The following is a 14,778-nucleotide window of genomic DNA, read 5'->3' as shown; positions in this document are numbered from 1 at the left end:
GTTAGTTGCTAATTGCTAATTGCTAATTGCTAATTGCTAATTGCTCCCTCTGCTCCCTACAGGGGAATTAATTCAGGGAAATTCATCAAAACTTGGTCGTCGGTCAATTCATCTCCAAACTGTGCTGGAGAAAAGTGAACTTGTATCGCCCGTAGTTTTTCTTGATAGTGCAGGTTAATCAGTGCTTTTAAACCGTTTTTCAGAGCAGTCATGCTCGCCAAATCATTTTCTAAAGTAGGTATTTCACCCTCGTAAGCAACTGTAATAATCGCAATCAAATTTTTAGTTACTGGCAACGATAAAGTAGCATCTTTCCCTTGATTATATCCGCTAAAATCTGGTTCGCTCAAGTAGCGTTGAGCAGAATCAGTAAACAATTCATCTACATAGTCAGCAGCTTGACTTTCATCATAAAAAACGTCACCTTCATTAGCCGCAGAGCGCCAGTATGTATCATACTGTAATAGCTGAGTGCAAATTTCTACGAGTCCTTGTCCTAAAATTTCTAAGTCACCTTCGGCATCAATTGCTTGTCTTGCCGTGCGGTTCAGAACTCCTAATAGCGGTGCAACTTCTTCGCCTTCTAGATGAACGAATAAGCGGCAAACTACGAGTCGAGTTTGACCTGTCATTTGATTAAAGCGATCGCGCCAAGAATTCATTACCCAGTATTTTAACTTTTATTTTACTTATTATACTATAACGGCGAGTTGAACAGTTGCCGTCTACCCTGAGATTGATTTAAAGACAATACAAAAATCCTCCAGCCTTACAAACTGGAGGCTTGAGAGAAAATAGCCTGTTTTTTTGGCATGAAAGTAATTATTTTGCGATCGCAACATCTTTTTCCGCAGTGTCATCGCTGACAACTTCCTGTATAACTAAATCAAGTTCACCTCCGGGCGCTTCCGGGTGTTTGTAAACAAGTTCATCTGCAACGAACTCCTCTGGCTCGTTAATATCGTCAAAAGAGTCAGTCATAGCAGCACAAGCAGCTTTTGCTTGCTGGCCGGCACGACAACTCATATAGCCGACACCTAATCCCAGGATACCGGCGATACCTGCAAACGCGATCGCAGCTTTATTCCAAGGGTGCATTTTATCGGAGCCCGAACCGGGAAATGTTGGCCCAGCAGCAGATTTAGAACCGCCTAATTCGCTGAATGGACAGGCTGCGGCGGAATTTGCCGAACCGAAAGCGATCGCGCCTGATAGCGCAGTTGCAGTGGCGATCGTAGCTAAGACTTTAAATTTTTTCATGATGTTGTGGGGTTGTAAAGATTATTAAGACAATAATGGTAACAGGCCATTGACAAATGTATCAACGTTTGCAATTGAGACTAATTTTCTCGCTCCTCTCTGGCAATAACAAGGACTGGAGATTGCTTTGCTGCGATCGCTATGATAAAAACTGGAGATTGCTCGCTCAATCATGGCTTTGTACTTGATTTAGCAATATTATCAAGGATGAAATATAACAGGTAACTAAAGGAAGCAGCACAGAAAGAAATCAGCGCAATAATGGCATCGCGGGGTAAAATTCCATCTAACCAACTCGCTTGAATGCGGGAAACTGGAAAAATTCGACTTGAATGTTTTGGCCTTGTTTTCGTGTGGCTTGGTCAAAGATGACGTGGCGGTTAGTGATAATTAAGGTGCGGTTGCCGTCTCGCTGGATGACTAAGCCAGTGCCATACTCGCTTCCCTGTCTCTCGCGGCTGGAAAAGTCGGCTTTGATGAGTAGGACTGGGCGCAAAATGGGGAAGGATGGGTCGTTTTTAGGCAAGTATTGGCGATCGTCCATTGCTTCTACTTGGAGATTTTACCGTAGGATCAACAGCCGTTCTGCTTCTTTGAGGTTGTTGCTGGCAGAGAAAAAATTGGGGTCTATTTGGAGCGGTTTTTATACTCTTCAATGGCTGCTTCTAAATCGTCTTGCTGCTGTAGTGAAGTTCCAGACTTATCGTCTGGCAAACTCAGAGCTTGGCGGTAGGCGGCGATCGCTTCCTCTAGTTTCCCCCGATCTATCAGCACACTGCCCAAATTGCTATAAGCCGGGGTGAATTTAGGCTCAAGTTCAATAGCTTTGCGGAAGCTAGCGATCGCCTTCTCTAGTTTCCCCTGCTTTGTGAGAACAAAGCCCAGATTGTTGTAAGCTCTGGCAGACTTGGGGTCAAGTTGGATGCCTTGGCGGAAGGCTGCGATCGCCTCTTCTAGTTTCCCTTGGTTATACACCGCATTGCCCAGAGCAATGTAAGCATCGGCATTTTTGGGGTCAAGTTGGATAGCTTGGCGGTAGGCGGCGATCGCTGCCTCTAGTTTCCCCTGCTTTCCCAGCGCAACACCCAGACCGTAATAAGTTAAAGCAAATTTGGGGTCAAGTTGGATAGCTTGGCGGTAGGCGGCGATCGCTTCCTCTAGTTTCTTCTGCTTTCCCAGCGCAACACCCAGACCGTAATAAGCTACGGCAGATTTGGAGTTAAGTTGGATAGCTTGGCGGTAGGCGGCGATCGCTTCCTCTAGTTTCCCTTGGTTATACACCGTATTGCCCAGAGCAATGTAAGCATCGGCATTTTTGGGGTCAAGTTGTATGCCTTGGCGGTAGGCGGCGCTCGCATCTTCTAGTTTCCCTTGGTTACTCAGCGCATTACCCAGACCGAAGTAAGCATAAGCAGATTTGGGGTTAAGTTGAATTACCCTACGCCAGATCAATTCAGCCTGAGTGTAATTACCAGCACTTAGGGCAGCATTCCCCTGTTGAAATAGCTGGTCAATGCTTGGGGAACAGCCATTTAGAGTCCCAGCCAGAGACAAAGTTAACACCAGAGCGAGTAACCGGAGGGGTGATTTCACAGAATACAACCTCAATCTCAAACTTTAGGTAGAAGCAATCACTTTTAGTTTAGCTAACTTTGAGGCTGATTTTTGTTCTCACCATTGGTGTCAACCGCCATCCGAAAGCCGCCAGGGGTTAAAACCCCTGTCTAATAATTTAAGTCCTCTAAAGAGGACTAAAAAACTAATGATTTTTCCTTAGTCCTCTTTAGAGGACTTAATCTTTGAGGCGGGAGTTTTAACCCCCGTCGAACTCACGTATTATTAAATTAAGCAGTAGGATTATCCCCCTGATTCCGTTGATTTAATAGAATATCAAGCATCCGTGCTGTCTCAATTCTTAAACCCTCCATCTTCGCCTCATGTCGCTCCATTCTCTCAAATAATTGTTGTCGTTCTTCCCTGGCCTCTGCTGCCACATTTGCTAAAGCTTGAATCACCCGCGCATTACTATCTGCTATACTCGCCGTGACTTCTAATTTAGCACCTAGAGCATCCATGCGAATATCGAAAGCTTTCATGCGATCGCCGAAAGCACTCATCTGATCGCCAATACTTTCTACTGTATTAGCTAAACGATCTAAGCGATCGTCATCCCACCGTTCTACACTCATAGATTTTTCTCCTGAATATCATATTTATTAGTCTAATAATAAAAACGTACCAATCACAACTTAAATTCCTTGAATGTCTTATGACAATGCCTGCAAATATCTCTCGGAAAAATACCCAGCAGAATTTGCCACCTGGATATTAGGACAAACCCCGACATCTGTTGAAATCCTAAAAACCGAATTAGCAATTGAACCCATCCGAGCCGATTATCTCACCTTTTTACGCACCCAAGAACGAATTCTCCACTTAGAATTCGAGGTCAACGTAGCTGGCGAAACACCTTTACCCCTAAGAATGTTAGACTACTGGGTAAGACTTTATCGGCGGTATCGAGTGCCCATCACACAAGCACTCGTCATCCTCAAAGAAACCTCTGCTGCTAATCGATTAAAAGACCAATTTCGTGTAGAAAACACGAGACATCGCTATCAAATCATCCGAATGTGGCAGCAAGACCCAGAACCATTATTACACAATCCCGCTCTCTTGCCCTTAGCGGCTCTGTGCCAGACAGACACCCCAGAACGCTTGCTCAGTAAAGTTGGGGAAGAATTAGCTAAAATTGAGCCATCAGCAGAACGGGGTCAGATTGCAGCCTGTAGCGAAATCTTAGCAGGTTTGCGCTTTGAAAAAAGCTTAATCAAACAATTGTTCCGGGAGGACATTATGCGCGAGTCAGTCATTTATCAGGATATCATTCAACAAGGAGTAGAAAAAGGACAAAAACAAGCCTTGAAAACTTCTATTTTCGATGCCTTAGAAGTCAGGTTTAACTCTGTACCACCAGAGGTAAACCCAAAACTTGAGGGTGAGGGGTTAACGCCTGAAAATTTGCGGGCGTTGCTTCGCCAAGCTTGGACTTGTACGACTCTGGATGAGTTTATCAGCCAGCTTTAATTCTTTTGTAGGTATTGTGCGATCGCCCTTCCTTTCCCAAGGCGCGTAGGCGAAGCCAGCCGCAGGCATCGCTGTTGTTTTTGGTCGTAAGTTCATATCAACTCCTTTTAGATAAAACCACTAAAAATAGTTCCATCCGGCATAATCGCCCCCGTCAAATTTACATCACTAAAATTAACTGCCTCTAAATTAGCACCCTGTAAATTAGCCCCACTTAAATCGGCACCACTCAAATTAGCCTCTTTCAAAATAGCACCAACTAACTGCCCATTCATCAACTGAACATCACTTAAATCCGCCCGACTTAAATCAGCATGATTCAATTGTACATCATTTAAAATTGCCCCGACCAACTTCGCCTTCCTTAAACTAGCACCACTCAAATCCGCCTCACTCAAATTAGCAATTACCAACCTTACACCATCTAACTTAGCATTCCTTAAATCGGCATCCTGAAGATTAGCACCAATCAAATTGGCATTCTGTAAATTCACCCCCACTAACTCCACACCAGCCAAATTTATCCCTTGAAAATTTCTATCTCCATCCCCATAGCGGCGCAATATTTCCCCGGTATCTGTAACACTTATCTCTCGCTTTGGCTTGCGCTTAAAAGTAAAACTAAAAGTATCCCCACTCTCCATCACCCGCCACATTTCCTCATACATTGGATAAGCACCAATACCGCTCAATCTTAGCCAACCTTTTGCCCTAGTTAGAGCTACAAATAACTGATTTCGCAAACTCAAATTACTCTCATCTTTAGCTACATTATCAAAGCCAATAACATACACCATATCAGCCTCATTTCCCTTAGCGCGATGAATCCGAGACACGGTTACGCCGCCTTCACACCAAAAGCGATTTGGATCGCGACTTTCTTTATCTGGCTTCAAAATATTGCACTCTGGCGTACTAGGAATATAGACATCAATTCCTCGTTCCATCAAGAAATTAGCAACATAGGTTTCTAGTTCCATTGCTTCAAAACTAGAGCCTAAAACTATTACCAAAATTTCCCGCGAAGGTCGAAGACTGTCCACCTTTAAATTATAGAGAATATTATCGGCAAGCGCTGTCAATTCTTCGATGCGAGAATGATAAGCTTGAAACTCTAAAACTGGACTTCCCCACAACTCAGGGACTAGATTTGGAGAATTTTTAGAAGGGCGGTAAAGAGTGATTTTTTGACCATTTTTAAATTTGTCAATCGATAAATTATTTGTGCCAATAATTGATGAATTATCTGTTAAATCTTCCAAGTTTTCCATTGCTAAATTATCCCCCATTACCTCATAGCCAATCGCTTCCCAATCTTCAACGCGAGTAATGCCAGTTAGCATTCCCTCCCACCGTAACAAACCCATCCCAATACCATGAGCCGCTGTCAGAATTGGGCCGGGAGTGCGATAGCATTTGTGCATAACTTCAGTCTTTTTAATACCGTTGCCATACTCGCCACTGACCAAGTGTCCTAAATCGTCGCCAAATAACTCGCTTGCAGTTGGAATATTTAGACTTTCAAGACTTTGGGCTTCATCATAAGCCCAAATTAAGCGCCGTAAATCTGAACTAAAAAATCCGCCTATTTCTGGGGAAATCATCGGAGAATTTACAGGTCGTAAAGCTTGGTATGCCATCCAATAAAAAGGCTGTTTACCCTCAAACTTTAATTCATCGTTTACAATCAAATCTTGACCTTCATCAATCAAGATCGCATCAAATATTTGAGGAATTTTTGCCGATTTCAATAAATGACTGCAAACATAAGCTAAAGCTTCATTGGGTTGCTGAAATTCAGTATCGTTAACGCTCAAAGACCAGACTCCTGCTGCTCGGCAAAGAGTGCTGTAGAGTCCCGGTTGATTTTTTGCACCCCAAGCATGGAAAGCTCGTAACTTTGCATTATTTTGGTTATATCCGATTTCACCATAACTAAATCGACGCAAATATTTATCCAGTATTTCGATAATTGTTTCGTATAAACTGCGGGAGAAAAATACTAAGGCAATATCCCAATCTGGGTGCTTTAAGTGCATAATAGCCGCTTTTTGACAGAGCAAAACTGTTTTGCCTGAGCCAGCAATGCCCCTAATTCTTTGCGGCCCTGGAGGAATTTCTTTGCCGATGTGTTCTTGCTGTAAATCTAGTGTTAATAACTGATTTTGTAATTTGGCTAAAACTTCTGCGCGAGGGATAGGATTTAAAGTTTTCTGTTCGCCTTTAACAAGAAGAGATAAAGAGGGTGAATTGTGGATTATAGAATTTGATTCTTCTCCAGATGCTCTCGTTTTTCCTAAATAAAATTTTCGAGGGGGCGGACGAAAAATCGGCGTGCCGCTGATGACAGCTTGCAATAGTTTCCACTGTTCGTCGCTAAGTTTATTTCCCTTAATAACTGGAGTGATTTGTTCAATTATCTGAATTAGCGATTGTTTTGCACGGGAAGAAATTCCCACTTCCCCAGTCCCTAGTTCCCAGTCTCTAGTCCCCAATCCTAAATCGCTTTCGAGATCGTCTTTAAAAATGATCGGCGGACAACTCGGAAGTTTGTTAAACTGTTTTTCGTGCCATTGATGCTGAGTAATTAGGGGCAAAGCAACGATCGCGCGCCCCCTGACACGATCGCGCAGAGCCATTTCGCGATCGCAGTACCCAAGAATTGCAAATAATTGATTTTCAGCTTGCTGATAAGGATTGCCACCAGTAGTGTAAAAATTTTGGAATTCCCATTTGTGACCATTAATCGCTACAATTTGGTCAATTACGATCGACTTGACCTCGATAATAGTTAAGCCCAGTTTCAAATCAGCAATGAGAATATCAGGCTCTTTACGAAACTCGCCTACCTTAGAAAAAATAGGATAGCGCCAGTAGGCAATGCAGTCGCGATCGGCAAAGGCAAGGCGGGCGGCATCCCAAACTTTTTGTTCAGCCGTTTCTCCACTTTTCCCCAGCGGCTCAGTGGTAATAAACTTTCTGCATTCTACTTTCTTACCAACCGCCACTGTTCTATATCGTTTCACGCTCGTTAGTTAGTTGGGTGCATAGCAGCTAGGATTGAGCTAGCTCAAGGTTACACCAAAGCCCGTCACGCGGCGTTGCCCCTCAAAACCCCGATTGAGTCTTATGGCGCACTACCGCTCCAGTTTGTGTTTACTTACTTGCATTGTCTGTCTAAGCTTTGCCCCTACTCCGAGCAGGGGAGGGAGCGATCGCTCCTCTACAGGTTTGTACAATCAAATTCCCACCTCCGCAAGTGCGGCTGACGGGACTCAGGGCATAATTATCAATTCGCAAGCGATTGTCTTCGCGATTGCCTCTGTTGCCGCTCAGGAGCCTTCTCCTGGGCAACCAAAACCTACCTCAACCCCCAATAAAGGGAAACCTACTCCAGCTCCCAAACAAGAAAAAACTAACTCTTCTAATTCTCGAATTCCTAAATCAGTAAGTGCCATAATTCGGGTTCTGCTAAGGCAGCGGAGCTTATTTCTATTGAGTTTGGCAGCATTTTTAGTAACAGGTGCGGCAGTGTTTATTTTGCTCAAACTTGTTAGTAGCGGTGAATCTGAGAATTTGCAGCGAAAAGTCGCGATCGCTCGCAAACGCAAGCCTCAAAGAAATCAACTCAGAAACAACTCTCAAGATGACCCAGAGGAGGCCGTTTTTCCGAATACAGCCAATGGAATTTATCCGCCACCCTATACCTCTGCAATACCAAGGAATCGCGCGATCAACAACTCGGATCGTCCTTCATCGTCGATCGTCGATCCTGACGATAGCGAATCCGAAGCAGCGATCCCGGATGACAATTCAGGGGCTTTTTCCCCAGGAAATCATAGTAAAAGCTACAGCGATCCTGATGTGAGCTTTTCGGAAAAATTCAATCCCACAGAGCCATTTAATCATACAGCAAATATTTTTGTTGAAGAAACCTCAGATCCAACTAAAATTAATCTTATTGACCAACTGATCAAAGATTTAGCTCACCCCCATCCCACCAAACGGCATAAAGCAATTTGGGAACTAGGGTATCGAGGAGATTCTAGAGCCATTGGCCCCTTAGTGAATCTGTTACTTAACTCAGACTCCAAGCAGCACAGCTTAATTTTGTCAAGTTTGTCAGAAATCGGCATTAAAACTCTCAAACCCATGAATCGCGCTTGGCTGATATCATTACAAAATGAAAACGCCGAAGTCCGTAAAAATGCCATTCGGGATCTAACGCGGATTTATGAGTTATTCAATCAAGTTAGCCACTTATTGCAACGTGCCGCCGACGATCCCGATGTAGAAGTTCAGGAAACAGCCCGTTGGGCATTAACTCAATTAAACCGCAATCGTCCTATTTCTGGAAATGACAGACCCTCTCGGTCAAATTTCACCAATTTAACTGACAATAACTCAGATGATAGCTAGCTATTATAGCAATCGCTAAGGCTGTCTCGACTATTTGCTAAAGTGTACAACCACAACAAAAATACGAGAGTTACATAATGAACAAACTAATTAAAAAAATTGGTCTTGAGTTAGAAATGCCTTTGGTTCAGCAAGATGGTTTAGCTGCTGGCTTTGATGATGTAGAAAAGCTATTACAGGATTTTTCAGAACAGGGGTGGAGTAAAAAATTCGATCCAAATACAGAAGCTTTAATAAGTGTAGGTAGAGAAACTTCTGAGGGATTGGAAGTAGTTAGCACTGATGTTGGAGTATGTACCCTTGAAGTTGCTTTAGCACCAGTAAATTCCATTGATGAAGCAATAAAATATTGGCATGATTTCAAGTCTTCTGTGTTGTTACCAAAGATCAAAAATAATCATCTTAAGGTACTTGGTTATGGCACTCAACCAATATCGGCTCAACTTCAGGATTTAATATCCAAGAAGGGTCATCACATCATCTGGAAGAATATGATTGAAGAAGACTCTAAAGAATGGATTTTTCAGAACTTTCCCGGAATATGTTCGGTTCAATTTAACTTTCAAGTTTCTAAGGAAAAAACTCTTGAGATTACCAATACATTTTTACAGCTACTAGCATTTTTGTGGGCTGCAAGTGCAAATGATTCTATAGCTGCCAGCAAAAAGCTGCCATACAAAAGCCAGCGTTTTTATGCCTACTTAAAAATAGCTAGGGGAAGAATGTACTGTAGGAGCGGATTAACGATCAAACCCTATCTAAGTTTGTGTGACTATATTAACCGAACCTGGAGTGTTTCTCTATTTGAAATAATCCGGGATGGTAGGAATCTATATCCTCAAGATATGTCTTTGACAACCAACAAATTTATCAATGAGAAATCTGCTTATTTTTATAGTTTGGATGGTATATTATCTCAGCAAAAAATTGAGTTGGAAGATTTAAAATTAGCTATATACTTATATTGGCCGGATTTCCGTTTAAAGTTTAATTTTTATCCAGAAATTCAATATGCAGATTTAGTGAGTGCGGTGCATTCAAACAACGATGAAAAACTGCTAGAACTCATAGAATATATGATTTTAGAAGTGCGCCCGATCGCCATGCAAAGTAATGAAGAAGAATTGAGTTGGATGATATTTAGTTATCTAATTATAGAAAATTTAGAATCAATATCTGAATATGCTTCGCTATGGACGTACCAAGATGTAAAATCTGCTGTAATTGCCGCACAAAATAATGGGTTGAGGCAAAGTATTAATGGTAAGAATCTTGGAGAAATCGGACTAGACTTACTCGCAAAAATTCCCAAAGATAGTTTCCAAATGTATGAACAATATTTGTCCAAACTTGATTTCAGATGTAGAGAATATTGCTCTCCAGGGGATGATGCAAGTAGGATTTTTGAGGATCGTGGAATGGAGATGCTACTAGACTATTTAACAATTAAATGCTGAACATTTAAGTGTCTTTAACTCGAAATTACCAATTACCAATTACCAATTACCAATCACCCAATTGTATGAAACTATTATTAATGTCAACATCAGTCGGCCCGCTCGGTTCGGGACTAGGCGGCGGCGTAGAACTAACTGTATTAAACATAGCCTTTGAATTGCACCAACGTGGCATGAAAATAGACGTAGTAGCTCCTATGGGTTCTGTTTTAGGAAAAATTACCGTCATCGAAATTGCGGGAGAACTCCAGATCCCAGCCCAAACCTTAGACCGCAATATTCCTATTGTGATGCCAGGAGATTCTGTCCTCGCGAATATGTGGGAATATGCGAGAAAAAATCAAGCTGAATACGATTTAATCGTTAACTTTGCCTATGATTGGTTGCCGTTTTATTTAACACCATTTTTTATTACTCCCATAGCTCATTTTATCAGCATGGGTTCCCTCTCTGATACAATAGATCGAATAGCCGGACAAATAGCAAGTCAATTTCCAGGTACAATAGGAGTCTACACAGAAGCACAAGCCGCAACATTTCCTTTTGCTAGCGAGTGTAAATGTTTGGGCAGCGGGATTGACTTATCTTTGTACCAATTCTGCTCTCAACCTGAATTTCAATTAGCATGGTTAGGTCGTATTGCTCCCGAAAAAGGTTTAGAAGATGCAGTGGCCGCAGCTCAAATTACTGGCATTCCCCTAAAAATTATGGGCAAAATCCAAGATGAAAATTACTGGCAGAAAATTTGTGCAGATTACCCCCAAGCTCCGGTAGAATATTTAGGATTTCTGACAACAGCTAAACTACAAGCCGAACTCGGTAAGTGCAAAGCATTATTGATGACACCGCGCTGGGTGGAAGCTTTCGGGAATGTCGCGATCGAAGCTTTAGCTTGCGGAGTGCCAGTAATTTCCTACAGTCGAGGCGGCCCTGGGGAAATTGTTAGAGATGGACAGACGGGGTTTTTGGTGGAACCTGATAGTGTAGATGGATTGGTAGGTGCGATCGCGCGTTTAGATGAGATTAACCGCCGCGCTTGCCGACAACAAGCAGAGGCAGAATATTCACTAGAAGCTTTAGGATCGCGTTTTGAACATTGGTTCAAATCTATTTTAGATTCAAAGTTGGCTAAGCATTAATCAAGGAAAAAACAACTATGACAAGTGATACTTTAGTGCTTTTATCGAGTAGAGAATTGGAAAAAATGCGTAACGCCGGACGCTTAGCGGCGGAACTTCTTAACCATCTCGAACCGATGGTAAAACCAGGAGTTAGCACTCTAGAACTTAACGACGAAGCGGAACGCTGGACTTTAGCTCATGGCGCTAAAAGTGCACCATTAGGCTATAAGGGATTTCCTAAATCTATCTGCACTAGCGTCAATGAAGTAGTATGTCATGGCATCCCCAATTCTAAACAAATTCTCAAAGAAGGCGATATTATCAATATCGATGTAACGCCAATTGTTGAAGGTTTTCATGGTGATACTTCTAAAACTTTTTTTGTAGGAACACCTGCACCGAAAACAAAGAAACTGGTAGAAGTAACAGAGGAATGTCTCAGAAGAGGAATTGCGGAAGTGAAGCCAGGAGCTCGCATCGGTGACATAGGCGCAGCTATCCAAGAATATGCTGAAGCTGAAGGATTTTCTGTAGTGCAGAATTTCGCAGGGCACGGAATTCATCGCATTTTCCACACTGTGCCAGAAATTTTACACTATGGCAAACGGGGGACAGGTAAACGTCTCAGACAAGGGATGGTATTTACGATTGAGCCGATGATTAATGAGGGTACTTGGGAAGTTGAGATCCTTGATGACGGTTGGACTGCTGTCACCCAAGATGGTAAACTTACCGCTCAATTTGAGCATACTGTAGCTGTTACTGCATCTGGTGTTGAAATTCTAACTTTGCCTTGATATATGGCAATCTTTGTAGGAATGGCTAATGGCTAATTGCTAATTGCTAATGCAGGACTTACGCAAAAGTATCTGTAACGCCGCCTTCTAGGCGGTTTCTTTACCGCCTAGAAGGCGGCGTTACGTTAATTACTTTGCATAATTGGTATAACAGTTAATAAAGTCCTAATTGCTAATTAAATGTAGTACCTACTTGAAAATTGCTATATGAGTGAAAGAAAATGGCTGCAAGAGGGAGATTTATTGCGGGTAATTGCTCCGAGTGGTTGTTTGCGAGAATTTGAAGCTTTTGATAAAGGTGTTGAAATTTGGCGATCGCGCGGCTATAGAGTTGAACTTACCCCCGGTTTCGACTCCCGCTGGGGTTATTTAGCCGGCACCGATGACACCCGCCTCCGCCAACTTACTGATGCTCTCAAAGATTCAGAATGTCGTGCAATTCTTTGTGCTAGAGGCGGTTATGGCAGCACTCGCTTATTGGAGATGGGGAGATGGGGAGCAGGGGAGCAGGAGAGACGGGGAGATGGTGAGCAATTACCAACTACCAATTACCAACTACCAATTACCAATTACCAATTACCAATTACCAATTACCAATTACCAACTACCAAATGGTTGATAGGCTTTTCTGACATTACGGCTTTACTTTGGAATCACGCTCATCTTGGCATTTGGGGAGTTCATGGCCCGCTGTTGACAACTTTGGCCTCTGAGCCAGACTGGTCTATTGAGCGATTGTTTGACTTAGTGGAAGGCAGAGCTTTAAAACCTTTACAGGGTAAAGGTTGGGGCGGCGGACGAGCGACAGGCGTGCTATTGCCGGCAAATCTTACTGTTGCGACTCACCTATTGGGAACTCCCTATCAACCGGATTTAACCAATGTAATTCTCGCTTTTGAAGATGTTACTGAGGCCCCTTACCGGATCGATCGGATGTTGACTCAGTGGCGGATGATGGGGGCTTTTTCAGGTGTTCGAGGTATTGCTTTAGGGCGATTTAGCCGCTGTGAGGCAACTCCTGATATTCTTAGTTTTACCGTTGAAGAAGTATTGCGCGATCGCCTTGCGGACTTAAATATTCCTATTGTCTCTAACCTACCCTTCGGCCACGATGGCCCCAATGCTGCTCTACCTGTGGGAATACCCGCTCAGCTTGACGCTGACTCTGGAGTTTTAAGTTGCGGCTAGAATTGAACGTAGGGTGGGCGTTGCCAATGAATAATATCAATCGCTGCGGAGATAAATTATACCAAATCCGGGTTTACTACCCCCTTGATTGTCATTGCGAGCCAAGCGAAGCAATCGCCTAGTCTCTGCGATTGCTTCGGGCTTGCTTCGTTCCTCGCAACTGCGCTTCGCTTGACGCGCTGCGCTTGGCTCGCAATGACGACAGAATTACTAATAAAGGGGATGACTAACCCGGATTTGGTATTATGGCAGCGCCCACCGACCAAATTATGGCTAGAAATTATAACTTTACTTCTCTAATTTTCATTGCGTAAATAGCCCGGTTGAGGGAGGTAAACACTGTAGTAACTAAATTAGACTGAAACTAGATTATAAATTGAGATGCAGGCGAATAAAAGGCAGAGATTTTCCCTGTTTGGAGGCTCTATGAACGGACGTAAATTTTTCAGTAGTATTGCTGCAAGCGTATTAATTGCAGGCATGGCGCTAACAGGCATTTCCTCAAGCGCTGGGGCCGAAGAAGTGCGGAATAACGATCCTATCGATGGCGTAATTCGCAGCAACTCTCCTACCTACCGCTTTCGGAATATGTGGAGTCCCGGCACTCCTTTAGAGCAATTGCGCGGTCAAGAGTACACTTTTAGCGCTGAGGCCGGAGATGAAATTGAAATTAATTTAGATATGGACAGAGGTGGATTTTCTCCGGTGTTAGTTCTGTTTCATGCAGATAGTAACAAACAATTGGCTTATTCCCAAGAGAATTCTTTTACCTATCGCATACCCAGATCTGGCGATTATAAACTACTGGTATTAGCTAAAGATGCTTCCCGTAATAGTAGATATACATTAGAAGTTTCGGGTATTGATGGCGATCGCGATCGCGATACTAGAAATAGCCGGAACAATCGGGGAGATAACAGTCGCGATGACAGAGAAAAGTTTCTAGAAGATGAGTTTGGACTGCGACCTTTGGACTGCCGTTTGAGGCGTACTATGGTCAGGGTAACGTTTAGTGAAGATCGTGACGAGTCCACCCATTGCGCTCAACCGACTCGTGCGATCCCTGCTGGGGATTATAATTACAATTCTCGCACTAAAGATTTAGACTCTGTTACGGCGGAAGACCCCAGGGAACGATGCCGGGTGTCTGTAGGCGGGGTCTGCATTAGCAGGTAGATAGACAATTATAGCTAGGGGCTAGGGGCTAGGGGCTAGGGGCTAGGGGAAGAAGGGAAGAAGGGAAGAAGGGAAGAAGGGGAGAAGGGGAGAAGGGGAGAAGGGAATAGAATCAATTGCTTCGCCGTGAGCGCTCAGCCGAACGGTTTCATGAATTCAGAATGTCCTAGCCTCCTTGGCTGTTGCTATACAACAGGACTTACGCACGAATCACGTAACGCCGCCCTCTGGGCGGTATGTTTACCGCCCAGAGGGCGGCGTTACAAGGAGTTT

General features: G+C 43.3%; 13 protein-coding genes. 7 read left to right on the top strand and 6 right to left on the bottom strand.

Annotated elements, in window-relative coordinates; genetic code table 11:
• Positions 1–56 precede the first annotated feature (56 nt).
• From PY364_RS23530 to PY364_RS23510, 5 genes are all read right to left on the bottom strand, one after another.
• Positions 57–662 carry a DUF1517 domain-containing protein gene (locus PY364_RS23530; RefSeq protein ID WP_275570131.1) on the bottom strand — a complete coding sequence of 202 codons (606 nt, stop codon included), beginning with the start codon at positions 660–662 and terminating at the stop codon, positions 57–59.
• 160 nt (positions 663–822) lie between these two features.
• Entirely contained in the window at positions 823–1,260 is a 438-nt protein-coding gene (locus PY364_RS23525; protein ID WP_275526848.1) for a hypothetical protein, read from the bottom strand.
• A gap of 286 nt (positions 1,261–1,546) precedes the next feature.
• Positions 1,547–1,804 (bottom strand): hypothetical protein, encoded by a 258-nt coding sequence (locus tag PY364_RS23520; protein ID WP_275526846.1) that lies wholly within the window; start codon positions 1,802–1,804, stop codon positions 1,547–1,549.
• A gap of 83 nt (positions 1,805–1,887) precedes the next feature.
• Entirely contained in the window at positions 1,888–2,853 is a 966-nt protein-coding gene (locus PY364_RS23515) for a tetratricopeptide repeat protein (RefSeq protein ID WP_275526844.1), read from the bottom strand.
• A 251-nt stretch (positions 2,854–3,104) separates the two neighbouring features.
• A complete protein-coding gene (locus PY364_RS23510; RefSeq protein ID WP_275526842.1) occupies positions 3,105–3,449 on the bottom strand; it encodes a hypothetical protein in 345 nt (114 codons plus the stop codon).
• Positions 3,450–3,522: 73 nt separating this feature from the next.
• Between PY364_RS23510 and PY364_RS23505 the strand changes: the two genes are divergently transcribed.
• The gene (locus PY364_RS23505; protein ID WP_275526840.1) at positions 3,523–4,347 is read left to right on the top strand and encodes a hypothetical protein; all 825 of its coding nucleotides are present in this window, start codon (positions 3,523–3,525) and stop codon (positions 4,345–4,347) included.
• A 107-nt stretch (positions 4,348–4,454) separates the two neighbouring features.
• Here PY364_RS23505 and PY364_RS23500 read toward each other — a convergent pair whose 3' ends face one another.
• Complete coding sequence (locus tag PY364_RS23500) at positions 4,455–7,373, bottom strand: pentapeptide repeat-containing protein (RefSeq protein ID WP_343278653.1); 2,919 nt, start codon at positions 7,371–7,373, stop codon at positions 4,455–4,457.
• Between the two features lie 103 nt (positions 7,374–7,476).
• On the opposite strand from PY364_RS23500, the gene PY364_RS23495 reads away from it, so the two are divergent.
• From PY364_RS23495 to PY364_RS23470, 6 genes are all read left to right on the top strand, one after another.
• The gene (locus PY364_RS23495; protein ID WP_275526838.1) at positions 7,477–8,766 is read left to right on the top strand and encodes a HEAT repeat domain-containing protein; all 1,290 of its coding nucleotides are present in this window, start codon (positions 7,477–7,479) and stop codon (positions 8,764–8,766) included.
• A gap of 77 nt (positions 8,767–8,843) precedes the next feature.
• A complete protein-coding gene (locus PY364_RS23490; RefSeq protein ID WP_275526836.1) occupies positions 8,844–10,223 on the top strand; it encodes a glutamate-cysteine ligase family protein in 1,380 nt (459 codons plus the stop codon).
• A 65-nt stretch (positions 10,224–10,288) separates the two neighbouring features.
• Positions 10,289–11,362 (top strand): glycosyltransferase family 4 protein, encoded by a 1,074-nt coding sequence (locus tag PY364_RS23485; protein ID WP_275526834.1) that lies wholly within the window; start codon positions 10,289–10,291, stop codon positions 11,360–11,362.
• 17 nt (positions 11,363–11,379) lie between these two features.
• The gene (gene map, locus PY364_RS23480) at positions 11,380–12,141 is read left to right on the top strand and encodes a type I methionyl aminopeptidase (protein WP_275526832.1); all 762 of its coding nucleotides are present in this window, start codon (positions 11,380–11,382) and stop codon (positions 12,139–12,141) included.
• 207 nt (positions 12,142–12,348) lie between these two features.
• On the top strand, positions 12,349–13,329 hold the full coding sequence (locus PY364_RS23475) for an LD-carboxypeptidase (RefSeq protein ID WP_275526830.1): 981 nt from the start codon (positions 12,349–12,351) through the stop codon (positions 13,327–13,329).
• A 426-nt stretch (positions 13,330–13,755) separates the two neighbouring features.
• The gene (locus tag PY364_RS23470; RefSeq protein ID WP_275526828.1) at positions 13,756–14,505 is read left to right on the top strand and encodes a hypothetical protein; all 750 of its coding nucleotides are present in this window, start codon (positions 13,756–13,758) and stop codon (positions 14,503–14,505) included.
• The last annotated feature ends 273 nt before the right edge of the window (positions 14,506–14,778 follow it).

Source organism: Kamptonema sp. UHCC 0994, from assembly GCF_029167235.1.
Lineage (GTDB): Bacteria > Cyanobacteriota > Cyanobacteriia > Cyanobacteriales > Microcoleaceae > Kamptonema.
Note: the sequence above shows the minus strand (reverse complement) of the source record. Positions and strands in the feature narration are given on the sequence as shown.

What these genes read in the sequence shown, in the direction of transcription:
- PY364_RS23530 (WP_275570131.1), bottom strand. Translation starts at nt 662, where the DNA reads ATGAATTCTTGGCGCGATCGCTTTAATCAAATGACAGGTCAAACTCGA.
- PY364_RS23525 (WP_275526848.1), bottom strand. Translation starts at nt 1,260, where the DNA reads ATGAAAAAATTTAAAGTCTTAGCTACGATCGCCACTGCAACTGCGCTA.
- PY364_RS23520 (WP_275526846.1), bottom strand. Translation starts at nt 1,804, where the DNA reads ATGGACGATCGCCAATACTTGCCTAAAAACGACCCATCCTTCCCCATT.
- PY364_RS23510 (WP_275526842.1), bottom strand. Translation starts at nt 3,449, where the DNA reads ATGAGTGTAGAACGGTGGGATGACGATCGCTTAGATCGTTTAGCTAAT.
- PY364_RS23505 (WP_275526840.1), top strand. Translation starts at nt 3,523, where the DNA reads ATGTCTTATGACAATGCCTGCAAATATCTCTCGGAAAAATACCCAGCA.
- PY364_RS23495 (WP_275526838.1), top strand. Translation starts at nt 7,477, where the DNA reads ATGGCGCACTACCGCTCCAGTTTGTGTTTACTTACTTGCATTGTCTGT.
- PY364_RS23490 (WP_275526836.1), top strand. Translation starts at nt 8,844, where the DNA reads ATGAACAAACTAATTAAAAAAATTGGTCTTGAGTTAGAAATGCCTTTG.
- PY364_RS23485 (WP_275526834.1), top strand. Translation starts at nt 10,289, where the DNA reads ATGAAACTATTATTAATGTCAACATCAGTCGGCCCGCTCGGTTCGGGA.
- map (WP_275526832.1), top strand. Translation starts at nt 11,380, where the DNA reads ATGACAAGTGATACTTTAGTGCTTTTATCGAGTAGAGAATTGGAAAAA.
- PY364_RS23475 (WP_275526830.1), top strand. Translation starts at nt 12,349, where the DNA reads ATGAGTGAAAGAAAATGGCTGCAAGAGGGAGATTTATTGCGGGTAATT.
- PY364_RS23470 (WP_275526828.1), top strand. Translation starts at nt 13,756, where the DNA reads ATGAACGGACGTAAATTTTTCAGTAGTATTGCTGCAAGCGTATTAATT.